20 protein-coding genes are annotated in these 26,673 nt (G+C 67.0%); 7 read left to right on the top strand and 13 right to left on the bottom strand.

Going from position 1 to position 26,673, the window contains the following annotated elements; genetic code table 11:
* The 3 genes from D7Y21_RS41970 to D7Y21_RS28100 all read left to right on the top strand — a co-directional run.
* Positions 1-2,696 (top strand): hypothetical protein (locus tag D7Y21_RS41970; protein WP_370039344.1); only part of this gene is annotated, 2,696 nt, incomplete at its 5' end.
* Between the two features lie 55 nt (positions 2,697-2,751).
* Positions 2,752-3,759 (top strand): hypothetical protein, encoded by a 1,008-nt coding sequence (locus D7Y21_RS28105; RefSeq protein WP_158627371.1) that lies wholly within the window; start codon positions 2,752-2,754, stop codon positions 3,757-3,759.
* Positions 3,760-3,823: 64 nt separating this feature from the next.
* Entirely contained in the window at positions 3,824-4,552 is a 729-nt protein-coding gene (locus D7Y21_RS28100; RefSeq protein ID WP_121716819.1) for a hypothetical protein, read from the top strand.
* Positions 4,553-4,574: 22 nt separating this feature from the next.
* Here the strand turns inward: D7Y21_RS28100 and D7Y21_RS28095 are convergent, their stop codons facing one another.
* The 3 genes from D7Y21_RS28095 to D7Y21_RS28085 form a co-directional block, all read right to left on the bottom strand.
* A complete protein-coding gene (locus tag D7Y21_RS28095; protein WP_121716817.1) occupies positions 4,575-5,894 on the bottom strand; it encodes an amidohydrolase in 1,320 nt (439 codons plus the stop codon).
* Between the two features lie 141 nt (positions 5,895-6,035).
* The gene (locus tag D7Y21_RS28090) at positions 6,036-6,440 is read right to left on the bottom strand and encodes a tetratricopeptide repeat protein (protein WP_233591652.1); all 405 of its coding nucleotides are present in this window, start codon (positions 6,438-6,440) and stop codon (positions 6,036-6,038) included.
* A 145-nt stretch (positions 6,441-6,585) separates the two neighbouring features.
* Positions 6,586-8,607: a hypothetical protein gene (locus D7Y21_RS28085; protein ID WP_304988571.1), complete on the bottom strand. Its 2,022-nt coding sequence runs from the start codon at positions 8,605-8,607 to the stop codon at positions 6,586-6,588.
* Positions 8,608-9,273: 666 nt separating this feature from the next.
* Here D7Y21_RS28085 and D7Y21_RS28080 point away from each other — a divergent pair.
* Entirely contained in the window at positions 9,274-10,593 is a 1,320-nt protein-coding gene (locus D7Y21_RS28080; protein WP_121716816.1) for a hypothetical protein, read from the top strand.
* A gap of 106 nt (positions 10,594-10,699) precedes the next feature.
* On the opposite strand, the gene D7Y21_RS28075 is transcribed toward D7Y21_RS28080, so the two are convergent.
* On the bottom strand, positions 10,700-11,620 hold the full coding sequence (locus D7Y21_RS28075) for a hypothetical protein (protein WP_147469397.1): 921 nt from the start codon (positions 11,618-11,620) through the stop codon (positions 10,700-10,702).
* Positions 11,621-11,668: 48 nt separating this feature from the next.
* On the opposite strand from D7Y21_RS28075, the gene D7Y21_RS41965 reads away from it, so the two are divergent.
* The 3 genes from D7Y21_RS41965 to D7Y21_RS28065 all read left to right on the top strand — a co-directional run bounded on the left by D7Y21_RS41965 (position 11,669) and on the right by D7Y21_RS28065 (position 13,135).
* Positions 11,669-11,833: a hypothetical protein gene (locus tag D7Y21_RS41965; protein ID WP_158627370.1), complete on the top strand. Its 165-nt coding sequence runs from the start codon at positions 11,669-11,671 to the stop codon at positions 11,831-11,833.
* Between the two features lie 68 nt (positions 11,834-11,901).
* Positions 11,902-12,294, top strand: a complete 393-nt coding sequence (locus tag D7Y21_RS28070; RefSeq protein WP_121716812.1) for a hypothetical protein — start codon at positions 11,902-11,904, stop codon at positions 12,292-12,294.
* Positions 12,295-12,478: 184 nt separating this feature from the next.
* Positions 12,479-13,135, top strand: a complete 657-nt coding sequence (locus tag D7Y21_RS28065) for a DUF4386 domain-containing protein (RefSeq protein ID WP_121716810.1) — start codon at positions 12,479-12,481, stop codon at positions 13,133-13,135.
* On the opposite strand, the gene D7Y21_RS28060 is transcribed toward D7Y21_RS28065, so the two are convergent.
* From D7Y21_RS28060 to D7Y21_RS41960, 9 genes are all read right to left on the bottom strand, one after another.
* Positions 13,119-13,337, bottom strand: coding sequence for a hypothetical protein (locus D7Y21_RS28060; protein WP_233612307.1), 219 nt, complete (start codon positions 13,335-13,337; stop codon positions 13,119-13,121). The genes D7Y21_RS28065 and D7Y21_RS28060 overlap by 17 nt on opposite strands.
* A gap of 350 nt (positions 13,338-13,687) precedes the next feature.
* Positions 13,688-14,305 carry an SMI1/KNR4 family protein gene (locus tag D7Y21_RS28055; RefSeq protein ID WP_147469396.1) on the bottom strand — a complete coding sequence of 206 codons (618 nt, stop codon included), beginning with the start codon at positions 14,303-14,305 and terminating at the stop codon, positions 13,688-13,690.
* Between the two features lie 3 nt (positions 14,306-14,308).
* Complete coding sequence (locus D7Y21_RS28050) at positions 14,309-17,671, bottom strand: DUF4157 domain-containing protein (protein ID WP_121716806.1); 3,363 nt, start codon at positions 17,669-17,671, stop codon at positions 14,309-14,311.
* A 6-nt stretch (positions 17,672-17,677) separates the two neighbouring features.
* Positions 17,678-19,741, bottom strand: a complete 2,064-nt coding sequence (locus tag D7Y21_RS28045) for an ATP-binding protein (RefSeq protein ID WP_121716804.1) — start codon at positions 19,739-19,741, stop codon at positions 17,678-17,680.
* 11 nt (positions 19,742-19,752) lie between these two features.
* Entirely contained in the window at positions 19,753-20,349 is a 597-nt protein-coding gene (locus D7Y21_RS41560) for a hypothetical protein (protein ID WP_147469395.1), read from the bottom strand.
* Positions 20,350-21,730: 1,381 nt separating this feature from the next.
* Positions 21,731-23,731: a hypothetical protein gene (locus D7Y21_RS28035; protein ID WP_147469394.1), complete on the bottom strand. Its 2,001-nt coding sequence runs from the start codon at positions 23,729-23,731 to the stop codon at positions 21,731-21,733.
* A gap of 29 nt (positions 23,732-23,760) precedes the next feature.
* A complete protein-coding gene (locus D7Y21_RS28030) occupies positions 23,761-24,915 on the bottom strand; it encodes an IPT/TIG domain-containing protein (protein ID WP_121716798.1) in 1,155 nt (384 codons plus the stop codon).
* A 54-nt stretch (positions 24,916-24,969) separates the two neighbouring features.
* On the bottom strand, positions 24,970-26,292 hold the full coding sequence (locus D7Y21_RS28025) for a hypothetical protein (protein WP_121716796.1): 1,323 nt from the start codon (positions 26,290-26,292) through the stop codon (positions 24,970-24,972).
* A gap of 28 nt (positions 26,293-26,320) precedes the next feature.
* The coding region (locus D7Y21_RS41960) for a hypothetical protein (protein WP_158627368.1) at positions 26,321-26,673 on the bottom strand (353 nt) is incomplete at its 5' end.

The raw sequence follows: 26,673 nt of genomic DNA, 5'->3' as shown, positions 1-26,673 counted from the left end.
GAGGGGCGGCGGGTGGGGAGGGCGGCCCGGACGCGGAGGCCGCGTCGATCATCGCCCAGGAGAAGAGCCAGGGAGAGATCGACGCCGCGGTCGAAAAGGGCCAGGGCGACATGGTCCAGGAGGAGGCGAAGGAGCAGGAAGCCTCCGAGGCGGAGACACAGCGCACCGAGCAAGCGGCGGCCCAGGCCGAGTCGGACGCCGCGGCGGAGCAGGAGTCGGAGAAGGCCGCCGCCCAGAACGAGGTCGCGAAGAAGCGCGGCGAGTGGAACGAGGAGCAGCAGGCCGCCGTCGACAAGAGCAATACCGAGGCCGACACGAAGCAGCAGGAGGCCGACGAGAAGGTCGACACCGAGAAGACGCAGGCCGACGAGAGCGCCGGAAAGACCCTCTCCGAGGGTGAGGAGAAGGCCCAGAAGGCCAAGGAGGAGGGAGAGGCCAAGGCCGAGCGCGAGAAGGCCAAGGCGAAGGAGGAGTCGAGCGGCTTCTTCGGTTGGCTCGCGTCGAAGGCGAAGGCGTTCTTCAACAAGATCAAGGAGGCCGTGAAGAGCGTCATGAAGGCGCTCCGCGCGGCGGTGAAGGCGGCCATCGAAGCGGCGAAGAAGGCCGCGGTCGCGCTGATTGAAAAGGCGCGGCAGGCGGTGGTCGCGGCCATCCGTCTCGCGGGTGACGCGCTGATCGCCATCAGCGACGTGGCGCTCGCCGCGTTCCCGGAGCTCAAGGCGAAGTTCCAGGGCGCCGTCCGCCAGACCGTCCAGGACGCCGAGGACGCGGTCAACAAGATCGCGGACAAGCTGAAGAAGGGCGTCACGAAGCTGCTCGACGCGCTCGGCGAGTTCCTCGACAAGGCGCTGGGGCTCCTCGAGAAGGGCTTGCTCGCCGCCGTGGACGCGGTCGCCGCCGTGGTGGACTCGGCGATCAAGGCGGCGGAGGCCGTCGCCAAGGCGCTCGGGACGTTCCTCGCGCTCATCAAGGACATCGCGGCGGGCCCGGGTCAGTGGATTTCGAACCTGGGCGCCGCGGTCGTCGACGGCATCAAGAACCACCTCGTGAAGGCCATGAAGTCGGCCATCAGCGAGTGGTTCAAGAGCAAGGTCGAGGAGGTGCTGGGCATCCCGGTCGACCTGATGAAGGCGCTCTTCACGGGCGGCTTCAACCTGGAGGCCATCGGGAAGATGGCCTGGGAGGCGCTCAAGACCGCCGTCCCGGGCATCCTCATCCAGCTGCTGATCGAGAAGCTGGTGGCGATGATCGTGCCCGCCGCGGGCGCGGTGATGGCCATCATCGAGGGCGTCCAGGCGGCGTGGGGCGCGGTCAGCAGGATCATCGCGGCCATCGACTCCTTCATCACCTTCCTGAAGGCGGTGAAGGGCGGAAACGCCGGTCCCCCGTTCGCGACCGCGGTGGCGGCGGGCGCCGTGGCGGTGATCGACTTCGTCGCCAACTGGCTGCTCAAGCGCCTCATGAAGCCGGCGAAGAAGGTGTCCGGCAAGCTGGCTGCGATTGGCAAGAAGATCCTGGCCAAGATCAAGAAGGGGCTGAAGAAGGCCGGCAAGAAGCTCAAGAAGTTCTTCAAGAAGGCCGGTCAGAAGCTCAAGAAGCTGAAGGACAAGCTCTTCGGCAAGAAGAAGAAGGGCAAAGGCAAGGACAAGAAGAAGGACAAAGACAAGGACAAGAAAAAGGAGGCGAAAAAGCGCCTCAAGCGCGCGCGGAAGGCCATCGCCGCCCGGCTCCGCAAGCCCAAGAAGGGGGGCGATGCTCGCTCCACCATCCAGCGCGTGGCCGCGCAGCACAAGGTGTCCGCCACCATCTCCGTCGGAGCCGACAAGTGGCTGGTCACACTCAAGGTCAACCCGGACGAGAAGCTTTCGCTCCAGCAGACCGACAACGCGCCAGCACTGCAGGGCGCGGAACAGGCGAAGACCGTCGTCGGGGACATGAAGTCCGAAGCGGCGCAGATCGAGCAGATCGTCGCGGCGATTGTTCCGACGCCGTCCAAGACCCCAACCGAGAGCGGGGAGGCGAAGGAGAAGGCCAAGCTCGAGGAGATCCAAAGCTCCTCCGACCAGACGTTCGTACCGACGAAGCCGGGCCACCTGAAGGACGAGCCTTCCGTCAAGGGACCGGGGTTCGACGCCGCGGCCCTGAAGTCAGAGGAGAGTGGAGACGTCCTCGAACTCTTCGAGGAGAAGTCCGGCAAGCCGCGCGTGCTCCTCGGTCACTCGTCCTCGCGCAAGATGCCCACGGGGAAAGAGGTCATCGACACGACCGGCGAAGGCTCGGCGAGGGCCAAGGTCCTCAGTGAGCCCGCGACGGCGCAGAAGGTCGCTGGCGGCGAGGCCGTCCTCCGCCAGGACGGCCGGCAGATGCAGAATCAGCTTGGCGCGATCACGTCGCAGATGAGGAAGAACATCAAGAAGATGGAGAAGGCGCTTGATGATGGCGTGAAGAAAAAGAAGGTGGACCCGCAAGTGAGTGAGAGGGTCAAAAGGGTTCTCGCCGGCAAGGGCGGGCTGATACGCATCGTGATTGAGCTCGACAAGGGGGCCTCCTTCAGCGCGACCGATTTGGAGGCTGCGAAGACGCTGATCAAGCATGCGATTGACAACTTCAAGGCGACGTTGAAAACTGTCGAAACCAATATCGAGGCTGTCATTCGCGAGGCAGGCAAGGACTCGGACACGGTGGTCTATGGCTGAAGCTCGATACCGCGTCCTCGAAGGCCTACGAAAGATGGGGCGCGCGGAAGAGGCCTTGTCACACCTGACCAGCCCAATCTTGCTGTTCGATTGGTTGCTCGCCAGACTGCTCGCAGGGGAATCGCTCGACATGGGCGAGCCGCAACTGCAGGCTTTTCAGCAAGGGTTTACTCCGGCTGAGCAAGACTTCGCCAATCTTCGCCGTCATGTATGCGTCGCTGCGAGTGCGTTGCTCACCGGTCGGCCCGTTGGCTCAAGTCCCAAGGAAGCGCTCTCGCTCGCGCACCGCGCCTGGAACGGCGGCTGGCAGGACCTGGAGATCTCGGTCGAAGCCTGCGCCGCCGCCGCCTGCGCGCGCGATAGCGCCGAACTCGCACTTTGGAGGGAGCGGGCGGAGCGCAAGCCAGCATCGGACTGGGTCGAATCGTTCGAGGAGACGCTCTTCTTGCTCGCGCCACCTTCGGCGGCGATCAGTCCCCAGGGACTGGCGACAGGCGTGGCACGTGTGTCCGCCGAAGTCCTTCTGTTTGAATCGACCAACTCCGCCGCGCCGCTCGTCTGCGCCCTGTGGCATCGCACGGAGTCACACGCAGCCATTGGCGCGCTCTTGTCGGGGCGCGCGCAAGCCGTCGATGAGCTTGTGTTCGGTCCCGAGGGCGAGAAGCCGCGCCTCAAGATCGGCAAGCCGTCTCACGACCTCATCGAGATGGACCCGGGGCCGCTGCTGGTCCTCGGGCTCAAGGTGACCGGGCGCGGACCGCTCTCTCCCGGCGGCTATTCGCTCGCCCCCTTCACGTACCAGCTGGCGGAGCTCTTGGACCGGACCCAGGCGAAATGGAGCCGCCTCGCCGAGCCCGAGCGGACGCAGAAGCTCACCGCGATGGAGGGGGCGCTCGCGCGGAAGGAGCATGGCGTGACCTTCCGCATCCAGCTCGCTCGCGGCGTCGAACTCTCGCCCGAGGACGAAGAGGGGTTTCGGGCGCGAATCGCGTCTTCGTGGGAGCACGCCCGTCGCAGCCTCCGCGGCGTCCATGCGGAGGCGCGCGTGGAGTTCGTTCGCTGACCCTCGCCCGTCCTGAGTCCTGGCGCGCTTGCCCCTGCCGGATGGACGCAGTAGACGCGGAGCCATGGGTGCTGACGTTGTCGGCTTTCGGGGTTGTGCTCTCCAGGTCGAACTCGGTGACGCGGGCTTCCTGCGGAAGCTCAAGCTGAAGTCCTACAAGGACGCTGCCGACGCCGCGGTGCCTCCCGAGCGGAGACCCAAGCTCAAGATCAACGTCCGGATCGGAGACAACCCACCTGTCTCGATGGCCTACCCCGACCTGGAGCGGGAGGTCGCGGAGTTCACTCGCCGGGTTTCCGGATGCGCGGACTGCCCCCTCGTCGAGGGTGCTCCGGCGGGGTGTTACGCCTACGTCGCCTATCCCATCGACGCTGCCGCGGAGGAGGTGCTGTTCGAGGTGGTCGTCCGCGGATTGGAGAGTCCCGGCTCCGTGGGCTCCCGGTACCATCAGGAAGTCATGCTCCGGTTCGAGCCTGCCCCTGCCTCGTGGGTCGAGCGCCGGGGGACAGCGCAGGGCGCCCTCTGTGTCCTGGAGCGGCCGCTCGAGCACAGCTGGCACGAGGGCGGCGAGGTGCGTCGCCTGACGAGCGCCGATGTGCTCTGGGCATTGTTCGCCACGCTCGACGATGCACGGGGCATCTCGCTCGTCGGTGAGCTGCTGTCAGAAGTGGGCCGGGTCGCGCGCGAGCGGCATGCCACGGTGACCGGCACCCTCGCGGAGCTCGTGCGCATGGGGGACCTGGCCCGTGCGCTCAGCACCGTCCCGGGTGGCCGGCTCGTGATTGTCGATTGACCCTGGGTGGAGACGGGGGACCTCAGGGCCTGCCCAGCAGCTCCAGCGCGGAGGTGGTCAGCAGGGTGACGCCGGTGCGCAGCGCGCGCTCGCGGTCCGGCGCGTAGAAGGGCGAGTGTGGGGAGGGCAGCGCCTCCTCCGCGCCCTTGGCCTCGGCGAAGCGTTTGGGCTCGGTGATGCCCAGCCACAGCATCACCGAAGGCACGCCCGCGCGGCCGTACTCGGAGAAGTCTTCTCCGCCCATGACGGACGGCGTCTCGCTGAGGTTCTTCTCGCCCAGCACCTTCCCCACCGCGTCCACCAGCCGCTTCGTGAGCTCGGGGTCATTGTAGGTGGCGGGCGTGCCTTCGGTGACGTTGACGGTGGGCGGGCGGGGCGCTCCGGAGGCCATCGCCTCCGCTTTGGTGATGCGCTCGATGCCGGCCAGCAATGCCTTGCGCACCTCCGGCTTGTACGTGCGCAGCGTGAGCTGCAGGCGCACCTCGTCCGGGATGATGTTGTGCTTGGTGCCACCGTGGATGGAGCCCACGGTGAGCACCGCCGGCTCCAGCGGGCTCTTCTCCCGGCTGACGAGCGTCTGCAGCGAGAGGATGGTTCGCGCCGCCATCACCACCGGGTCCACGGTGGTGTGCGGGTACGCACCGTGCCCGCCCTTGCCGTAGAGGGTGACGTCCACCGCGTCCACGCTCGCCAGCGCATAGCCGGGGGTGAACTGCACCGTCCCCGCCGCGGCGTTGGCCACGGTGTGCATGGCCACGGCGACGTCCGGCTTGGGGAAGCGCTTGAACAGGCCGTCCGCCAGCATCTGCCGGGCCCCCGCTCCCATCTCCTCGGCCGGCTGCCCCACCAGCATCAGCGTGCCACGCCACCGGTCCTTCGTCCGCGCCAGCAGCGTGGCCGTGCCAATCCATGACGTCATGTGCACGTCGTGCCCGCACGCGTGCATCACCGCGACTTCCGTCCCGGCTCCATCCTTCGCCTTCGTCTTGCTGGCGTAGGGCAGCCCCGTCTTCTCCTCCACCGGCAGCCCGTCCAGGTCCGTGCGCAGCATCACCGTGGGCCCCTTGCCGTTGCGCAACAGGGCCACCACGCCGTGCCCGCCCACCTTCGGTGTCACCTCGAAGCCGAGCTTGCGCAGGCGCTCGGCCAGCTTCGCCGCCGTCTTCTCCTCCTGGAGTGACAGCTCGGGCGTCTGGTGCAGGTCGCGGTAGAGCGCGTCCAGTTCGGGGTACAGCGCGTCCAGGCCCGCGAGGACCGTGGGAGGGGGCGCCGCCGCGAGCACGGGGCCGACGGGCGCCGCCACACAGGCGAGGAGCAGGGGAAGCAGGGGAAGCGTTTTCACCAGGGAACCTCCTGACAGTCAGGGAGCCCCCACTGTACTGACATGAAGGGGCGCCTCGGAGTCTGGAAGGAGCGGTGGCGGACGGGACCCTCCGCGCACGCCCTCCCCCTGGCCGGTCCCTCACTCGAAGGTGTTGATGACCTACTCCCGGGGCCCCACGCGGGCGACTGCCGCGCCCAGGCCCTGCTCCACGACGTTCCGGTAGGGGCCCTCGGGAACGTGGGGGAGCGCGTCGACGGCCTGTTGGTAGTGCGCGCGAGCCGTGGCGAAATCGCCCCGGTCCTCGGCGCACCTGCCGAGGTTGAGGTGGAGCGACGCGAAGAAGGGGCGCACGCGGTCATCATCCACGGCCTGGGCCCGCTCTAACGACACCTGGTTCCAGTGCCGGGTGGCCTCCGGCGTGAGCTGATGCCGCGCGAGGTAGTGGGCCGCGATGCAGGCCTCGTAGTCGTCGGTGGCGATGTCCCACGCCCGCTGGAAACACGCTTGTGCCTCCTCCGGACGGCGTGCGGCTTCCGCCTGCATGCCCTGGCTGCACAGTTTCACGACGGGATTCTCCGGGTCCATGCCCCGCAGGATGCACCGTCCCCGCGGCCCTTGCGATGCCGTGATGGGCCGCGGCCCGTAGCCGCGGGCCCATGGCACCGGAGTGGAGGGGCGAAATCACTCCGCGAGGACCCCAGCTCCAGCGTCAGAGCGTCTTGAGGTACTCGATGATGGCCAGACGCTCCGGGTCGGTGAGCACGGAGTTGAACTCGTGGCCGCCATTGTCCTGGCCGAAGGCGTTGGTGTTGTAGATCTTCCGGTCCTCCAGCTGCTGCCGCGTGCGGGTGGGCGGGAAGAGGATGTTCCAGGAAAGAGCCAGGTTGCTGAAGAGCACGCTCATCATCTCCTGCGCCAGGGGGGTGGTGAACTCGTCGCCCGGCTGGCAGTTGATGTACGGCGACACCGCTGGATTCAGGGGCGTGCGCCACTTGCAGGGGATGGTGTCGTACTTCCAACCGAGCCTGGTGGAGTCGTAGGCGCGTTGCAGGTCCGTGTCGAAGCCCATGACGGTCAGCGGCTGATCCCACCGCGGCGGCGTGGAGACCCGGCGCCAGATGGGCTTGCGGTCGGCGGGCTTGAGCACCTCCCAGACATTGGGAACCGAGCCGTTATGGAGGTACGGCGCGGTGGCCCAGACCCCGTACAGCGGCGGCGCAAGGTAGCCGAGTTCCCGATTGCCACGGATGTGCGGCTGGTTCTGCGGACCGCAGTCGTTGGCGGTGCCAGCCGTCGAGGGATAACCGAAGAAGTTCTTGGCGCCCGCGGACTGGACCGCCGCGTTGTTGGTATTCACCCGGACCGGGTCGGTGCCAATGATTCTCAGCGGGGCGATGTAGCTCGCCATGCCCTCCAGCGCCGGTGTGGCCAGGAAGGCCGGGTTGTTGACGTAGCGGGGCGAGTAGGCCCCATGGCAGCTCGCGCACGAGCCGTTGCCCTGCGGCCGCGGCACGGTGTTGTTGCGCCCCGGGGCCCACATGTCGAGCGTGTGGAACAGCACCGCCCCCTGTTCGGCCAGCGTCTGGTTGATGGGCAGGGGATAGGGCGGTGACTTGAGGGAATCCACCCAGGTGTTGAGCGACGGGCCGTTGGCCCGCATCCAGTCCTGTCCCGCTTCACTCAACGGCCCGCCAGCGCTTCCGAACAGGCCGATGAACGGCGTGTAGAACACCATGTCCACGCGCGGCGCATCCATGGGGAAGACGCCGTCAACGAACTTCACCGGCCGGTGTCCCATGTTCCACCAGGCGGGCGTATCCATTCCGGCGGTCGAGCCGGAGTTGATGAGGCCAATCACCTCGGAGGGCGTCAGCAGTTTCTCGTCCGGGAACAGGAAGGCGAGGTTGATGTCGCTGGCGTTGTTGGTGCCACGGGTCCGGTTGAGGTTCAGGAACGTGGCCAGCGACGCCGGGTAGCCCAGGGGCAACAGGTCGCTGAGGAACAGGTCCAGGTCCGCCAGGCTGCTGCCGCCGCCCACCTGCACCCCGAGGCCCGGGCCATCCCCGGGCTTGCCCACCATGCCGCTGTGGCAGGCGTGACAGGTGACACCGATGCGGCCGCTCCAGCTCCCATCCGGGTTGCGAAGCTGCGTGAGCATCTGCGGCAACTGCCCGCTCCCGCCGTTGGAGAGGTTCGGAAACTGCCCGGGCAATGGGTAGGGATTGCGCTCGGTGTTCAGCCCCGACCCGTAGCGCTGGGCGACCAGGGTGTCGAAGTTGTCGGGACGAAAGGGAAAGCCCCAGACGCGCCACAGCTCGTTGTACTGCGCCGCGGAGAAGGTGGCGATGCCGAACGCAGCCTCGGGCCGCGTGTAGTCGGTGCCGGTGAACAGCACGCCCACGCCGGGATGGCCGTTGGTCAGCAGCCCCTCGCCATGAGCGAAGCGCGCACGCAGTTCGCCGCAGGTCTTCGCCGCTCCCTGCTCCTTCACGGCCACCGGGTCGACATGACAGTTCTTCCAGTAGGCATTGAAGTGCACCGCCCGCCCGTCACTGACACCGGGCTGCACCAGGGTCCGAGGATCCACCGGCAAGAGCGCACTGTCCGGCCTGCCATAGCAGAAATCCCACTGCGCCGAGCCGCCTCGGCTGCTCCCCAGCAAATCACCCGCGGCGCTGACTCCAGGCACCGCCAACGTCGCCAGGACAGACAGCATGCGAATGAATGGCACGGCGGCCCCGCTTCCAACGAACGGCCTTCTCTCAACGAGCATGAGCTCCTCCTGCTTCGCGGCGTGCGTTCTGACGGCGAGGCGGAAGGGCGCGCGGAGGTTCATCGTCGGGCGCCTCGCTCATTGAAACGATAGGTCCTTGTTGGCATGGCGTCAACACGGAAAGGCCAGAACTTCATGGCGGCACCTTGGCTGCGATTGAGTCACCGAGCGGACCCGGGGCATGCCGCATCGCGACACCCTCTGCCTCCAGGTGTCCGGGGGGCGTTGCTCCCTGCTCCAGGGTGTTGAAGCTGGCTTGGGTGGAGGAGGTCCATGCGGCGCACTTCGCCGCGGAGCGCCCCACGGGCTGCACGGTGGGGTGTCATGACACCGGCGCGGGCGGCCTGACGTTCCGTGACGCCCACGAGCTGTGGCAGGCCACCGTGAAGCGGCCCTCGCAAGGCGACTCCTCGCGCCTGCTCGTGGAGCCCGGCCACCCGGAGCGCAGCCACCTGTACCTCAAGCTGCAACTGGGTCGCCCAGGGCGCACCCCGGTAGGGGCCGTCAGACAGGCGAAGGAGGAGTCCTGGCGGACGGGAGCCGTCCTGCCGGGCCGGTTCCGTCAGGCGCTCTTCTTCTCGTCGTGCGAGGCATACCTTCGAGTCGTGGCCGAAGGGGGGACACATGTCCACGAGCAACCTGCCTACCGAGGTCGAGCTCATCTACGAGCTCATGCCCTGCAACGCCATGCGCTCGGCGCAGGAACCCCTCCGGCAGCCCCATCCCTGCGCCTACTTCCGTCAGTGGGGGAGTTATCACAGCTATGACTACGTGGAGGATCGCCCGCCTCCGGCGCCGGGCATCGTCCACCCGGCGAAGTACGTAGGGCGCGCACCCCTGGTCCCCGAGGCGTTGAGTGGCTGCCGCAAGGCCCCCATCATGGCGGTGGGAATCAATCCCAATCTCCCCGCGTGGTGGAGCGCGAAGCGCCAGTCGCTCTACCCGCTGTTCGACGACTACCAGCAATACGCGCACTACTTCCGCTACCGCGCGGTGGACAAGCTGGAGGTGCCACGCGCCGACTACGAGCGCTTCGGCGGCGGTGAGCAGGACACCCCGTACTCCGACTTCGAGCTTCAAGTGCCTGAAGACGAGGCGGGTGATCGCCTGGTGCCCCTCAAGCTCCAGCCCCAGAAGATGTATGAGACGTATCAGGGGCTGCTGGACACCGTGGCGGAGGAGATGGGCTGGAGCGGACACAAGCTCCGGGTCGGGGAGGATCTCTCCTACGGGAACATGGTGGCGTGTCCCTCGGCGAAGTGGACCACGAGAGCCTCCCCGGAGGATCCGAAGCTGCCGCCGATGACGGTCGCGCAGCGGGATGGCATTGTTTGCGAGTGCTTCCGCGAGCGGAGGTATTTCCTCCGGCAGCTCTTCCAGAGCCTTCCCTCCGTGCTGCTGTGCTTCAGCCAGAGCACCGCGAACGCGCTCATCTCCGAGTTGAAGGATCGCTTCGTGAAGGGGGCTCCCCAGCCAGGGGAGCCGCTGGAGTCGCTGATGTCCCGGGAGATCCGTCTGAGGTACGGCGCCGCGCCGGATGGCAGCGAGCTGGGGGCGCGAGTCATCTTCGCGCCGCACATCACCGGAGACTCCGCCGACTTCGAGAAGTCCCGAGCGAGGGTCATCGAGCAGCTCCTGGAGGAAGCCAGGGCGGGACGGCTCGCCATGAATCCACAGACCGGGCACCTGCGGCGCCCCAAGGGCGCCTGCGTCCTCTGCACCCTGATGCGGATTGGTCCGTGTGACTACGAGCGTGAGCTGCAGCCGCTCAGCCAGCAGCCGGCGCTCACGGCCGCCTCGCCCGGGCCGCTCCTGGCCAGGGAGAAGTCCGCACAGCTCGCGTTGGTGCGAGAGACACTGGCCGTGTCCCCTCCCGTTCCGGTGGCCTGGGGCGACACGGATGAAGAGGCAGAGGAACGCTTCGATTCGGGGGACTCGCCATGAACCCCGTGAGCGCCTCCTTGCAGGTCAGCGCGTTCTTGTCTGCCAGCGCCTTCGGTTCCGCCTTCGCCTCCTTCTTGGAAGCCTGTTCCGAACCACGACGGGAGAATCAGGCTGCGTAGGCCCTTCCCGCTTCGAGTTGTTCCACGAGCTGACCCAGAAGGTTCTGTAACTTCTCCAGCCGCTTACTCCCCTCGATCCCCTCTGTCCGAAGGTCTCGTTCGAGAGCCGACAACCAGGACTCGAGACGGGTCGGGTATTTGTCGACGAAAGAAGAAAACCCGATGACCGCGAGAGCATCCGCCCGTTCATCTGGCCGCATCATTTCGGCGATCGCGCGTTGCTCCTCGCGCCACACCATCAATCTGTCTCTATCGATCTGGTCGCTCGCGAATGTGGAGCCAATCTCAGAAAGGAGCAGATCCACGCTCCTGGTCTCTTCCTCGGTTTGGAAGCGGAGGATGTTGACCGTGCGGTATAGCTCGTCTACGACGGCCCAGTACTTGCCGAACCGATAGAGCGTGCCAAGCAGGGCGATGCGGCTCCGTTGCTCGTTGTTTGAGCGGAGGTACACCAGGAAGCCATGCTCCCGGATGTTCCGGATTCTGTGGAATAGGTCTCCGGCGGTCGCTAGAAGCGGTTCCCTGTATTTCTCCAGGTGCTCTTTCGCGGCGAACTGTCGCTGTTGCGTCGCTGCTTCCTGGGTGAACTTGTTCTGCAGCAGGGCAAGTTTCCGGTTGGACGCGTCCTGGCGATGCAGGGTCCATCCAGACGTGAACAGGCCGGCCGCCGCCGCAATCAGCGCCACCACGACTTCCGTATCCATCGTCACATGATGGGCATGATCCGCCTCGGTGGACACCAACAAGGATGCGGACACGGTGTCCGACAGGGTGGAAGAGAAGAAGGATGTCACGTCATCGTGAGAACCTTTGAGGGGAGCACATTGGAACGGCGCTGGCTGCCAGTACGGTGTGTTCGGCGTCAGGGATTGCGCTTCCTCGAACCTTCGCTCCAAGGCCTGGCGCATGGGTGGCTGCGGGCCTCGAGACCAGGCCCCGTCGCCGAAGGCGGCGGCTTGATCTTCGTCGCCCACTACCATGGTGGCAAGCAGCTGAACGTGTTCAATTACGCCGTCAATGCCGCCAACGGCGACATCCGGTTCCAGCGCGGGTATGGCAACCAGTGGGGTCGCTATAACGCCCCCGTGACCAGCCGAGAGATCGTGTTCATGGCAGGCTAGGCAATGTATGGCTTCAATGCGACCAGCGGAGAGCAGCTGTGGTTCGTCGGAGCCACCTTCGATGACACGTGGACCCCGCAGGCGCCGACAATCAGGTCTTCGCGTACATCGGTGGCATGCTGAACCGGTGGATGGGGTGGACGCGGAAGGCTGCCTTCACGGGCAACGTCACGGTCTCGGACGGCGTGCTGTATGTGCTCAACGGCCCCCAGGTGGAGGCGCATGCCGAGGCGGATGGCTCGCTGCTCTGGACCTGGGTGCCGCCAGAGGGTACGCCGGAAGGGGAGACCGTTCTGATGTACAGTCTGATCCTCGTCAGCACCTTCTCGAACACGTACGCGCTGGACCTCCGCGTGGGGATGCGCGTGTGGAAAGACCCCACTGGCGGCGCTTGGCCGTGGACAGGGATGGGATTCTGTTCATCGCCGGGATCAATGGGCGCCTTGCCGCCATCGCGGTGAAGTGAGGCGCCAGCTCTCTGCTGCACGCTCGGGGTACGCGGAGCGGACCGCGTACCTCCTCACAAGGCACCTCCTGCGCCTGAAGCGGAACCTTGCCCATTTATTGATCCTCATCAATGCGGTCGAGGGCGCCCCCCGCCAGTCTGGAGGCCACAACGTCGCTGAACGTTCTGGAGCCCTCGCGATGAACATCTCCCGCCATCACTCCCGTTCCCTGGGAGTCCTCTTTCTCCTTCCGTTCTTCGCCTACGGAATCGGCACCGCGCTCGTCACCTCCGCCCTGAAGGATCCGGAGCAACTGGCCGAACAGAGGACGCTGTTCGTCGGGGGAGCGCTGCTGCTCCTGTTGAACTCCCTCCTCGTCGTCGGAATTGGCGTGCTGTTTTTTCCCATCCTCCGCGAGCGGAGCCCGGGCATCGCCGTCGCGTATGTCTGCACGCGGGTGATGGAGGCGCTGACCCTCATCGTCGGAGTGGTGTTCCTGCTGTGCATCCTCCAGCTCGGAGACTCCGCGCAAGGGCAGACGACGCCGGAGTGGATGCCCCTGCTCAACCTTCTGTCGAAGGGGAACTTCTGGGCGTACCAGATCGCGATGATCATCCTGGGGGCCGGCAGCGTGGCGTTCTGCATGTCGCTGTACCGCTCGCGGCTTCTTCCCGCGTTGCTCCCGCTGGTGGGCGCGGTGGGCTACGGATTCCTGGCGCTGGGGGCCGTGCTCGAGCTCTTCGGGCTGCCGTGGGGCATCTTCTTCTCCGGGCCCGGGGGCCTGTTCGAGCTGTTCCTCGGTGGCTGGCTCATCACCAGGGGGGGCCGGACGGTCACGCCTACCGTCGCGGCGTAGCCTGCTTGCCGCGCGTGGCGAGACGCTTGCGGATTCGGCTCGGCGACTCGGGCTTCACGCCAATGTAGCTGGCCAGCTGGTCCTGCGGAATCCGCTGGAGGAGGTCCGGCCGCGTCCTTGCGAGCTTGAGGCAGCGCTGCTCCGGGGTCTTGGTGAGATAGGAGGCGAACCGTTCCTGCTGTTCCGCCAGGACCTGCTGCATCACCCTCCTGGAGATGCTTTCGAAGCGAGGGAAGCGCCGATACAGGTCCCCCTCGCGTTGCCCGGTGCCGACCACCACCGTGGTGCTCGCCAGCGCCGTGGGGGACCGGTATCAGCTCACTCTGGCGTGGTAGCCGGTGGGAAAGGCTCTCGAGGGCAACAGTGCGGACCTGACATTCACCACCGGCTCGTTGCAGGCAATCACGCAATTCGAGGTGCGAGTGACGTGCCCCGAGGAGGGGCATCCCGGTGGAGGTGTGAATGCAGAGCCGAGTGTGGATGGTATAGGTAGGTGAGTAGATGTGTGTCATTGTCGTGATCGTCTGCTGCTGCCCTGATTTATGTCTGGTGTCAGCGCATTCTCCGGATGGTCGTCAGCTTGCTGTCGGACTCAATCACCTGCTTCCAATCTTCCCGCGTCAGGTGCTCTCGGATCCGCGCAGCGCCGAGGTGCTCGAAGATCAGCCGTAGGTATTCTCCGAGCGGCACTTGGATCGACGAGATGTCCTCTTCGTATACGAAGAAGAGGTGGAGGCCTGAATGCAGCGACGGCTTGAATGTGACGAAAGCAGGCTCGCCAGGGATCGCCTCAAGTACGCGGTGCTGCTTCAGTTCGTCGATCGATTCGTTGGAGAACGAGTCCCTAGTCCAGAGAGAGTCCTCAAACGCGTCGGAGTATCTCGTGCGTTCAATCCGCTCGGGATAACCAAACAAGGTCTTCTGCAGAGGCAGAAGCAGGATGGCGCCAGGAATTTCTTCTCCACTGGGCCAGATCGACCAGTCGAGTTCCACCCCGTTCATCTCGCGATAGAACTCCATGAGTTCCGCTGGTAACTCCACGCCCGCCTCACGCAGGACGCGCTGCAGGAGTTCCTCTTCGATGCCCTCATTCACCAAGCAAGCTCGTAGGTTTAGGCTTTGCTGCTTGCGCAGCACCTCGATTCGTGCGTTCAGCAGTTCTTTCCACATGGGTCACTCAGGGATGTCGTGTATGATGACATTCGGGTTGCTGAGGATCGCGGCGATCTTCGAATCGTGTTGCGCGATGCCGCGACGAACACAGCAGGCCCCGAGTTTCGAACGGAATTCGTCAATCGAGCGATATGGGCGATTCTGTTTGATCAGTTCCACGAGTACCCAGTCGCTGATGATGGTCCTCAGAGCGGAGCCAGAGCTGAAGTTGAGGCTGATCTTGTTTTGCTCGTGGAAGTCTGGCCTTGGCAGCGGCGCGCTCGCCGCCAGCGATGGGGACTCCATCTTGTGCCACCAGGGGGTAGATGTCTTGCCCTTCCACGCGTACAGGCCTGCGCGGCCCGCGATGTTGCTCGCGAATTCGTTGTCGCGCCAGGAAACCGTGATGTCGACCCATACGATATTTTTGATGCCCTTCATCGAAGCCTTCGCAAGTTTGATTGTGGCGTGCTCGAAGCTCCTGAAATATCCCAGATTGATGCTGCCGGGCGCCGATATCAGGTTGTTCGGCTGGCCCAGTCCGCCCATCTTCGCAGAGATCACATGCATCTGTACCCAAGTGTCTGGTTGCTTGGTCAGGCCGGCTCGTAGCACGCGACGCCAGCCCGGCGTTCCTGAATCCTCTCCTTGTGGAGGTCGGCTGCCGGCGGTGGACTCACCAACAAGGTACTCCACGCTGTTGTGGGTCGCTGGCGGCCCGGAGTACCGCGGCACCGTCGACTTGGGATAGTCCGCCGACTCTGGTGGCGCGCCTGCCAACCGCGCGAACGCGAGGCTGATCCGCGCAAGCTGCGATTCGATGAGAACTCTGCGCCGTGCGGCCTCCGGTGCGTTGCGTGCGGTAAATGAGAAGATGATTTGATTTGAATCCCTGAAGACCGATAGTGCAGACAGGTATTCAGCCGATGTCTTGTCTGGATGGTCCGCGAGGTATCGATCCACTGTTTTCTCGTCGCTCGAAATCAGAATCTGGGCCGAATCGCCGGATTCCTGAAAGAGCAGCACGTGGGATTCGCCGTCGCGGTTGGTGAACGCCTTGCGCGCGCGCCACCATTCGACGGCGCGCTGCGCCCCACTCGCGACCAGTCGCCCAATCCTCCGAGCCTGCGCGACAATCCAATCCACCACCCGGTCCAGCCCGCGGTCGATGGGCTGGCGCACGGCGTTGATCACGTTCGTCACCGCGTCGCTCACCCGCCCGAGCCCTGCGATGCGCGCCAGGAAGCTGATGACCAGGGTGAGCAGCCCGGCCATCGTCTGCTCGACACGGTTCGCCGCGGCACCAATCGCGCCACTGGCAATCGCGGCGAGCGAGTCGATGACGGACGCGGCGACCTGGGCAATCTGGCTCATCCGCTCCACGAAGAACATCACCGTGTTGTAGGTGGCGATGATGGCCTGGATGAACGCGCCCGCCGGGTTGAGGCTCGTCACCAGGCGCGTGATGGCCGCCTGCACCACCCGGTCCCGCACGAAGGTCATGACCTGCTCCATGACCATGTCGCGCAGGTTCGACACGCTCTGCTGGATCTGCTCCCATGCGGCCGCTGGCCCCTGGGTGACGAGCGTCCGGACGAGGTCGAACGTCGTCTCCATCGCCCGCACCGCTGGCTCGCCCACGGCGCGCATCAGCTTCTGACGGAGGCTCTGCCACGTCACTCTCAGCACGCTCAGGACGAACTTGAGCACCTCCACCAGCGTGAAGCCCTGCGGGATGTAGATGCCCGCCCCGCTCATCGCCCCGGTGAGCCAGCCAATCAGTGACGCACGCAGGTGCGTGAGGAACCGCCCCGCGAACTGCCGCAAGCCCTGGAGCCCCGCCTTCACCAGGTTGCCGATGAAGCCAATCGGGTCGCGCAGGATCGTCCGGAACGTCGCCGCCGCGCGGCGCAGGTACGGCATCACCTTCGGCGCCACGACGGAGAAGATGATCTCCAGCAGGTTCCAGACGGCGTTCCCCGCCCAGCTCAGGAACCTCCCGATGAACCCACCGAAGGCGCTCGCCACCTTCGCGAAGGCGCGCGGCAGGAGCACGATGTCGGCAAGCTCCAGCGAGCGCAGCGCAGAGAGGAACTGCCCGGGAACCTGCCGGACGAAGCCCAGCAGCTCGCCGAGCGCCCCCTGGAACCACGCCCACGCGCGGCCCACCGCGTTGCCACGCTTGAGGTTCTCCCAGGTCTCCTCCTGACCAATCAGCTTCATGAAGCCGCCGATCAGGGCCTCGGCATCGGCCTGGACGGGCTCTCCCGTGATCGGATCCTGGCGCAGCACCGCCTTGAGCAGGTCGTAGCCTCGGGTGCCCTCCGCCAGCCGTGCCAGCGGCCGCAAGATGGCATCCTTGATGAGCTGGCCAATGCCGCTCACGAGCCCGCCGAGGAAACCGGTGAGGCGCTGAATGGGTTCGGTGAAGATGCGCTGGGCACGCGCCCACACCCCGCCCAGGTCGAGGAGGTCGGCCAGTTTCAGTGAGTCGACGAACCGGGTCAGCGCCGCATGGATCTCGTTCCCATTCAGCCCCAGCGACCGGATCTGTTGCTCGACCCAGCTGCCAGCGCGGTCGAAGACCCCATGGTTGTTGAGGGCCTCGGTGATGAGCGCGCCGCCGGGGATGAGCTCCACCGCCGCTCTCATGACGTTGGCGGCGCTCCGGTCCACCGGCGTCATGTTGATGGGGTTCATTCCCAGGGCGACGGTGAACATCCGGAAGCCGGGAATGTTGTTCGCCTTCTCAGCGAAGTAGTTGAGCGGATTGCCGATACCCAATCGCTGCGCCCGGAAGCCGCTGGTCCGCTCCCGCACGTTGAACGGCTCGCCACGCCCCACGGCCTCGGAGACCCGTTGCGCTTCCTGCTCGTGGGCCCCTCCTTGCCCTGGCGCCGAGCGCTGCACCACGGGGGCGCCCTGCTGTTGCACGACGTGGGCGGCCTCGTGCGCCAGCAGGCCGGCATCCGTGGCCCGCTCACCAGGGCCGAGGAAGACATGATTCCCGAAGGTGAAGGCCCGTGCGGACAAGCTCGCCGCCGCGTCCTGTGCGCGGGCACCCGTGTGCACCCGGACGGATTGCAGGTCCGTCTGAAGGGTGCTCTCGAGCGTGTCTCGGACGCTGGGCGCAAGGGGCGCTCCTCCCGTTGGCGCTCCAGGCACGCTGGCCGGTCCCGTGAGTGTGCTGGCGCGTGCCGCCCGCTTCTGGAGGGACTCGATGACCTTGCGGAGACGAGGCTCCGTCCTGGCCTCGCTGCTCACCCTGACGGCCGCGCCGCCGGGGGCATCCACGGAGGTGGTACCCCTGCTCGGGCGCAGGGGGGCCGCTGCGCGCTCGGGGGCGGCCGCGGGACCTCGGGCGGGAGCACGGGTGGAAGGCATTGGGATTCACCCTCGGAGGGAGGTCGCGCCAGGGCGGCGCAGCGGGCATACGTCACCGGCCTTGCGGTACTCGCGCACGACCCCGGCTTCCAGGTGCGCCGAGCTGAACGTGCCGCCGTCCTCCAGCGCGAGCAGCGATGCGTGCAGCACCGCGTTGCGGATCTGTCCGCCGCTCAGGTCGCAGTGCGCGGCCACCTCGTGCAGCAGGCCCGCGTCCACCGCGTGCGCGGCTGGCAGGTGCAGCTGCCAGATGGCCCAGCGCTCGGAGGGGGCCGGTGCGCGGAAGTCCACCACCACGTCCATGCGCCGCTGGAAGGCCGGGTCGATGGCGTCCGCCGCGTTGGTGGTGACGAGGAGGATGCCCTCGAAGGACTCGATGCGCTGGAGCAGGTAGTTCGTCTCCAGGTTGGCGTAGCGGTCCGTGGACGAGCCCACCCCCGTGCGCCGGGCGAAGAGCGCATCGCCCTCGTCGAAGAGCAGCACCACGTCCAGCTCCTCGGCGAGCGCGAAGATGCGGGCCAGGTTCTTCTCCGTCTCGCCGATGTACTTGTTCACCACCGAGGACAGCTCCACCCGGTACACGTCGAGCTGGAGCGCCGAGGCGATGAGACGCGCGGCCAGCGTCTTGCCCGTGCCGCTCGGCCCCTGGAAGAGGGCGCGCACGCCCGGGGTGAGCTGGCGCGCGAGCGTGTCGCTCACGGCCCCCGCCAGCCGCTCGCGGTTGCGGCAGCGCGTCTCCAGGAGGCGCAGATCGCGCAGCGTCTCGCCGCCCACGGCGAGCTGGCCCCAGTCCCCCATCGCGGTCAGGCGCACGGCGAGCGTGTCCAGCGCCTCCCGGTTCAGGGCGCGGCCCGCCTCACGCACGTCCTCGGGGCCTACCGACTCGCGCCCGGAGAGCGCCGCGTGGGCCTGTGCCAGCCGTGCCGCGCGCCGGATGTTGCCGCGCGTGAGGCGAAAGCGGGTGCTGAGCTCCCCAAGGCTGGAGCACGGCCGTCCGGTGAGGCCTCGCTCCCAGTGCAGCGCGCGCTCCTCGGGGGCGGGCATGTCCACCGACAGCGTGAGCGCGCGGTCCACGCCCTGGCCGGAGACGCCCCCCAGTTGGCCCAGCACCACGGCCAGCGGCCCGCTCAGGCCCGCCAACAGGGGGACCTCGGCCGTCTCTCCCGGGGCTGGCTCCAGCAGCGCCACCGGCAGGGCGTGCAGCAGCGTGGCCAGCGCGCCCACCATGCGCCAGCGCTCGTCATCCACTTTCCGCGGGCCCTCCACCTCCAGCACGCCACGGCCCAGCGCGCGCGCCACCGAGCGCAGCAGGGTGCGTCGGCCGTTGTGTCGCGGGCCGCGCACCAGCAGCGCCCGGACCTCGCCCGATGCCAGCAGCGCGGGCAGGCGCCCGAGCACCTCCCGGAGCGCGTCCGGGATGAGGAGCGGCTCATCGCGCTCGAGCACCGGGAGGCCGTGGTGCCGCATCCAGGGGGTGAGCGTCTCCGGCACCTCGCCGCGCAGCGCGTCCCAGATGGGGCCGGGCACATGGAGCGCCCACTCGGAGCGAGGCGCCTCCCGGTTGGCCACCTCCACCAGGCCCAGCCCGCCCAGGCGGCTCAGCCGGGCGCGCACCTGGCCATGGTCCTCCTCGCCGCGCCACCCTGCGTTGAGCAGACCCAGGGTGGGGCGGTGCAGGCCCGGAGTGCCTTGCAGGGCGGAGAAGAAAGCCCCGAAGCGCGCGTCCTCCTCCACCGTGCCCACCGTCAGCAGCAGCGTCAGCGCCTCGTGGTCCAGCTCCGCCGCCTCGCGCAGCGCTCGCAGGGGCAGGTGACCGGAGAGGTCCGATTCCCACGCGGCGATGGCCTCGGGCCAGGGATCGCGACCTTCCTCCAGCTCCAGCTTGCTGATGCCCAGCGCCGTGAGCTCGGCGCGGTAGTGGACCAGGAAGGGGAAGCGCGCGAGCAGCGCATCCTCGCCGCCCAGCACACGCGCGGCCTGGGACAGCAGCCGCGTGGCGGCGGCGAAGAAGTACAGCTTGAAGTGCTCCAGGGCGTCGGAAGGGAGCGCGGGGATCGATGGGTCGGTCATGGCGCCTCCGCTCACTCGAAGTGGAAGAAGAGGTGGCGCCCGGCGGCTGGAATCCACCCGATGTTCCGATCCAGCCCGGCGATGCGCACGGCCAGCGGGAGCTGTGAGAGCGCGAACACCACGTCCACGTGGCTCTCCGTCACATGGAGCCGGGCTTCGTGGAGGAGCAGCGTGCGCTCCAGCTCCTCCGCGTCATCCGGGGCCAGGCCCAGCGCACGCGCCAGCCGGGCGCGGACGTAGGGCTCGAGCCAACCCAGCCACTGCTCCAGGTGCTGCGCCTCCGGTGCGACCGGGATGGGGAACCCGGTGCGGGCCAGCGTGAACGCGGCCACCTGGGAATAGGGGGCCGTCTCACGTTGCACCTGGGCTTCGGCATCCTCGCCTTCGCACGGCACGTCCAGCACGAAGAAGCCCTCGGGATGGCGCACATGCAGCCGCCCACCTTCGAGGTCCCACGTCCACTCAGTGGCTTCCTGGGGACGGAAGGCGCTCAGCCAGCCTGCTGGGATGCGCCACGTGTCCGGTGGCTCGAATGCGTGGCCGAAAGCCTCGCCCGGCTCGCGGGAGGAGAGCCGGGCCAGCACCCGCCACACGGGGTCCGTGGGCATGGGGTCCGTGATCAGCCGGCGGCCGAGCAGCGCGACGCAATCCCAGACGGGGAGGGGAAGGCCTGGGCGCGTCGGCTGCGTGAAGTCCCCGTAGAGCTCCAGGAAGAGGCTCAGATTGACCAGATAGAAGACACCGCCCAGTTTCGTGGAGATGGGCAGCCCCCATCCACGGCCCGGAGGATGCGGGAAGGTGGAGGATGGGAGCTGGGCAGGCGCTGGCGCGGAGCGCCTGGAGGTCGTGGAGGCCCGCGGCTCCTGTGGGAGTGACGTCGCGGGAGCGAGGCCAGGGACCGTGGCGGGCCCGGGTGCTGGCGGACGGGTGGCGTGGGGCGCAGGTGGGACGGCAGGCAGTTCCTGTGTTTGGCCAGAGCTGATGTCGAGGAGGCCCGTCTCCGCGTGGGCGTCCCTGTCGCGCCGGGCTGTCGGACGCCTGTCTGAGATGGGCGCCTGAGCCGCCGGGTGCTCGGAGGTGGACGGTACGGAGCGCGTAGGCGGCCGTGGCAGGGGGTGGACCCCGGTCCGAGGAGAGGCATCACGCCAGTCCATGACCTTGGCGACGAAGGATGGGCGCCGCACCTCCGTTGGCGCGCGTCGAAGCAGCAGCGCCACTCCGAGCAGTGTCTGCCTTTGCCGCCCAAGCCCCAGCATGCGCACCTCGGGCGCCCACGGTTCCCATGGCGCGAAGGCCGCGGCAGTCCCCGCGACTGCGCGCTCCTGCGCAGGGCTGGGGTTGGAGGATGACGTCATTTCCCCGCCGGCTACGGGAGCCTTGAAGACAGCCTGCGCGATGAGCGGCCCTGGCAGCCCATGGACCTGGACCACCCGGGTGAGAAGGGTACAGGCCTCGTCCTCGGTGAACAGCTCAAGCACTGGCTGGGACTCGCCCCGCCGGGCGCCGAGCTCCAGCGCGGCTGGCACGTACTCAGGTTGACGCATCCACTCGGCCACCACGGTTCGTGCCAGGTCCGCGCCGGGGAACAGGCCTCGCCACCACCAGTGCGTAGCGGCGGTGCCTTGGCTGACGTCGCTTGCCAGACAGGCCAGGAGCTCCGAGGGGTCGGCGAAGAGCACGGCCTCTGCGTTGGCGGGTACGGCGCCGAGGGCTGAACGCACGGCCTGGGAGAGGCGCTCGCGCAGCGCCTGCTGGAGGGCCCTTTCCCAGTCGGACGGAGGGCCCAGGGCGTGCCGCCGCAGCGACAGCGCACCGGGCTTTGGATCGCGCAGGTGGCGGATGCAGACAATGGCCGAGGGCGGGAGTCCCGCCGGGGAGAGGTGGACAGTGTTCAGCAGGCGCTCCAGCTTCAAGCGAGCGGAGAGCGGTTCGTCGGAGCTGCTTCGCAGCGTCAGACGGCCGATGACGTCCCTGCCTACCTCCCCCCTCTCATTCATTCTTGCCGCGCCTCCTCCGGTTGGACAGGAAGCCGAGCGCGAGCAGCCCGAGCATGGCCGTGGATCCGGCTGTCTGTCCTGCACGCTTGCACCCGCAGCCGCTGAGCGGGGGTTGTGTCGGCTTGTCTTGATACTCGGCCCGGGTGCCGAGCAGCACGGCCTCGTCCTGGGGGATCTCCATCGTGATCACCTGGCTCTTCGGGCCCTCTCCGGGGCGGCCGGCGGGGGGGATGGTCACCTTCAAGCCGGGACAGTTCGGTGGCGTGGGAGGGCGGGAGGAATCCTGGAGAGTGGTCGCGACGTTCCAGTGCTGGCCCGGGATGAGCTCTTCGGGCTTGAAAGGCTCGCGCGCGGAGCCCACGAACTCCTTCTGGGCCACCATCGGCTTCTCGCCGCTCTGAGCCGACCGCTTCTCTTCCTCGGTCGCCGGCCGCGAATGCACGACGTTGTATCCGTAGGAGGCCACCGGGAGCTTCACCCGGTAGTCCTTCTCCTTGATGCGGATGATGCGCTTCGTCTGGAGGTACCCGTGATACAGCAGGCTCATCTCCTCCTGGTGCTGGACGCCATCAGGGGTGCTGACAATCTGCTCCCGGACAGTAGGCGAGGTGACGAGCTCCATCCGGTAGACAGGCTTGCATCCAGGGAGGGGTTTTTCGTCAATGCGCTGGCTGAAGCCCCGGGTGTCGATGGTGGCCGTGCGCTCGAAGACCGAGGCCTCCTCGCCGAAATCCATGTTCCGATAGGCGCTCCGGTTGACGAAGTTCACGACCTTCCCTGGCCCCGGGTTGGCATCCAGCTCCACATAGATGCACTGGTGGGGGTGCGTCTGGTACTGGGCCCTCTCGGTGGTGCTGAGAATCCACGGGCCGGTTTTGAACGTGGTACTCGGCGTGTTGCCGGGAATGTTCTTCGGGGGCGGCAGCGGGGCCGGAAGAGCAGCCCAGGGGCCGAAATTCGGGTCCACGATGCCGAAGTTGGCGATCTTGAAGGTGGGGCTGACCTGCTCGGCTGGGCTTGCTGAGTCGTTTTTTACGTCGACGGAGAAGATATTCTCCGAGCCGGGTGTGAGGTTGATCAGACTGTCTGTCTTGTTGTTGGACTTGATGTCCGTCGACTTGAAGGACAGGCCACCGCAGCCGCTACCGCCAAGGTTGGCCAGTCCCCACTCATTCGGAGGCGGGGTTGTCGTCTCAACATCCCACGGGTCCAAATCTGGCTTGCCGGGAGGCCTGGGAGGCCAGGGGAAGGGGACTGCATCGTCGTCGTCCTCGACCGGCGTGCCCTTCGAGTCGACCTGGAGGATGGCGACGAAGAAACCGAAATCTCCTTGCAGGGGCAGATCAAAGGATCCACAGCAGCTGTTGTTCGCCGATTCAAATTCACAGCAGCTCTCATTGGGGAATTCAAGCTGCATCTCGACGCTCCAGCTTTTGAGCGATGTAGCCGCACCGGATGTGGCGAGTCTTGCGGTGATGAATGAGGGGTTGTGTATCTTTTGGCCCCAGGTGACCGTGCCCCCGCTCCTGGTTCCCGTGAAGTAGTCGATTCCCCCGACGATGCTGTTTTTGACGTTTCCTACAGCAGGGGGCAGAGGATAGAGGAGGACTCGGTGGAAGCCGTCCGCACGCCCGGTGCTGAACGCCAAGACAATGACATCACTCGTGTCAAAGGACGGGTCGTTGTTCACCTCAAAGGAGAGGTAGAGATGGGTGTCGCTGCGCAGCCCCTGGACGGCGGCGTGGGGCATGTCCGTTCCGTTCCCGAAGCGATAGCGGAACGCGTTGTTCCAGCCAGGATCCCCATCCACCGTGCCGTCGGTGGTGGGGGCGGCGGGCGTGCCCGGCAGCCCGGTAATGTCGCGGAAGCAGAGCTTCTGGGCGAGCACCTCGACAGGTGCCGCCACCAGACACAGCAGCAGGACTACCTGGAGGGCGAGGCCTGACCGACGCAGGCGGGGGAGCATCTGGCTTCTCATCCATAGAGGCTTCATGCGCGCATCTCCTTCGTGAAAGGGGGGGCTCAGGGCGACTTGAGCCTGATCCGTTGGGTCAACTCGCCAAACACGTTGGGCTCGGTCTTGGACTGCACCCGCACCTTCAAGTCCGTAGGCTGGGCACCGGTCTTGCTCGTGAGCCGCGTGGAGAGGGTGACGAGCCCCGGCTGCTGCTGCACCGTGATCGTGTCCGGGGGCGTCATCGCGCTTGCGATGGTCCAGAGGCTGCCGGGGTTGTCGGGGATGGACAGCGTGATGAGATATTCGCCATTGGGCAGATCGGCTTTGAACTGGACGGTGGCGGAGGCGTCGGCGGGCAGCTGCACGAACTCATCCTTCCGCTCTGCGGGCGGGCGGACCGTTCCGAGGGTTACTGGGAACGCAGACGGGACCGGTCCAGCCTCGCCAACGGAGAGGAGCTCACTCTTCAAAAAACTGATCTGCGGGCTGCGCTTGGACGAGGCAGTCAGCACCAGGTGAGCCTGTGTTCCCAGACCCACGGTTGTGGGAATGGTGACCTGGACGGTGACGCTCCGCTTCGTTCCCTCGGGAAATTTGCCCTCGGGGATGGGGAACTCGGCCGTTGGCGCTGCCCCGGCCGGACCCACCACCGCCACTGGCCAGCCCAGGTCCAGGGTCGGTTTGAGGATGAAGGTCTCATCCATGTTGGTGAAGGCCGTGAGGTCGAAGACGAATGAATATGTCGTGCCGTCCGGCATGAGATCCCGATCTGGCGGAGTGGCGAGCGAGAGGAGGATGTCTGCCACGAGCACCGTGGGTGGCCGATCCGCCAGGATGATTGTCTGTGTGACAAGCCCCCGTGGATTGCTCAGCGTCAGCTGCACCGGCTGCCCCTCTTCTTTGATACCCGGGACGGTCGGTGCATTGAAGACAATCAGGGAGTCGCTGCCGGACGTGAACTGCTCGATGCGCTTGCCCGCCACCGTGACGACGTTCAGCGCGAGCAGGCCGAAGTTGCGGCCGATGAGCCGCATCTCGTCTCCCACCCTCACGATTCCCTCGGGGAGGATGTCCAGGATGACGACTGCACCGGAGGCTGCGCCCTCGGCTTCGATTCGCGCGACGCGCTCCTCCAGGTTGTCGATCCGGTCGAGCAGGTGATTCATGAACTCGGACGTGACGAGGTCGCCTGGGTTCACCTTCTGAATGGGTGACGGCATGGGTCTGTCTCTCCTGTAGGCTGCTGGCGAGGTCCGTTTCGGGAAGGAGGGCCATCAGCCCCCCGTGCGCGCTCCTGGGGCGGGCACGTCCAGTGCGTGGTGGGAGAAGTCCCACCGTGCGACGTCGAACCGGGCATCACCCTGGTACGCGAGGTGCCCGCTGGCGAAGACCAGGTAGGGCTGAGGTTCTTGTCCGGGAGCGGGCGACGGCGGCACGTTCTCCCGGACGAGGTAGAGCCAGATGAGCTCGTGCTCGGGCCGCTCGAGCACGATGGAGGGAAAGGACCGGGCCTGCCGCAGGAGCGGTTCCAGGCGCGCGCCCTCGATGAACATGGGGCCGCGAACGGTGAGCTCCTGGAAGAAGCGCGCCGAGTCGAAGCCTCGCGTGGCCTTGTGCCGGAGCGGCAGCACCCCGGCCGGCGGGAGATACTCGAAGTGGTCCAGGGCCCTCGCCGTCTCGGGTGTGTCCTGGACGAGCTGCTCGATCTGCTCCTGGAACTGGAGGAACTGGGCCTCGGCTTCGCTGGCCCGGCGATCGCCTACCAGCGCACACCAGCGCCCGGTGTCCAGCACGCGCGTGGGGCGGCGGCGCACCGAGTTCAGATCCACGAAGCGGAAGCCGAACCCATCCTCCCAGTGGATGACCGCCAGGGGGACGTCACAGGCGGTGAGCCGGAGGGGGCGGTGCGCATCGAGCAGCCCGTAACTCTCCGGGGGCACCCCGAAGGGGTGGACGAGCGCCCCGAGCACCTTCGGGTCCGTGGTGCCGAAGCAGTGGTGGGCCACCCGGTTGCGCAGGCGCGCGGTGTCCGCCAGGTCGGCGTCGCGGATATCCAGCCGGAGGAGCCGGAAGCGCACGCCCTCCACGCGCCGCCTGGCATTGCAGGGCGCGTCGATGCTGCCCAGGCCGCTGACGACCGCGGTGCCCTCGCGGCCCTCGGCGGGAGCGATGACCAGCAGGTACACCCCCGTGCCGGCCACATGGATGCCCGCCGCGGGCCGCTCGCACGCCTTGAATCCGCCCGGGCCCACCGGCGCGGGAGGGGTGGCTTCGATGGCGCCTTCGCGCAGGTTCACCCGGACCTGACAGCGCAGCTCGAGCACCTGGCCCAGGCGGTTGATGGACACGCCCGGCTCCACGGTGACGATCGGATCCGTTCTCGTGCTGCCGCCAATGGGGGCGGTCACCCGCAGGCCGCTGGCGATGCCCTCGCCCAGGGCGCGGCCGAGCTGCTGGAGGCCCCCGTCGCGGGCCTGCTGCTCCTGGCTCAGGTCCTCGCCGGAGAGCAGCCGCCCGTTGAAGAAGTGGGTCGAGCGGATGCCGTCCTCCAGGAAGGGCATGTCGAGCTTGAGAGGCGTATCGAGCGTCAGGGACATGGATTGGCTCTCCTTGGGATGGCTCGTGTCACCCGTGCTCGTACCGGCTCACCTCGACGATGAGCTGGAGCTGGGCCAGGGTTTGCCGGGGGACCGGTTTCCCCTCGTCGGAGACGTTGAGGACGAAGCCCTTGGCCTGGAATCCGCCGAACGTGACGGCGGGCGCGTTCACCAGGTTCGAGGAGGCCAGGAGCGCCTTGACGACGTACTGGAACCCGTGGTCCGTGGGGTCCCGGTAGCCTTTGAAGGTGAGGGTGACGGAGCCATCATCGGTGGCGGTGGTGGTCAGCCCGTTGAACGACGGGGCGAGCGGCGTGGGCGGGACGAGGCCCGCGGCGACGACGGACACCCCTGACGTGGGTGCGGTGGGTTCGGTGGGGG

It is taken from the genome of Corallococcus sp. AB045, assembly GCF_003668895.1.
Classification (GTDB): Bacteria; Myxococcota; Myxococcia; order Myxococcales; family Myxococcaceae; genus Corallococcus; species Corallococcus coralloides.
The sequence above is the reverse complement of the archived record's forward strand: the minus strand, read 5'-3'. Positions and strand labels throughout refer to the sequence as shown.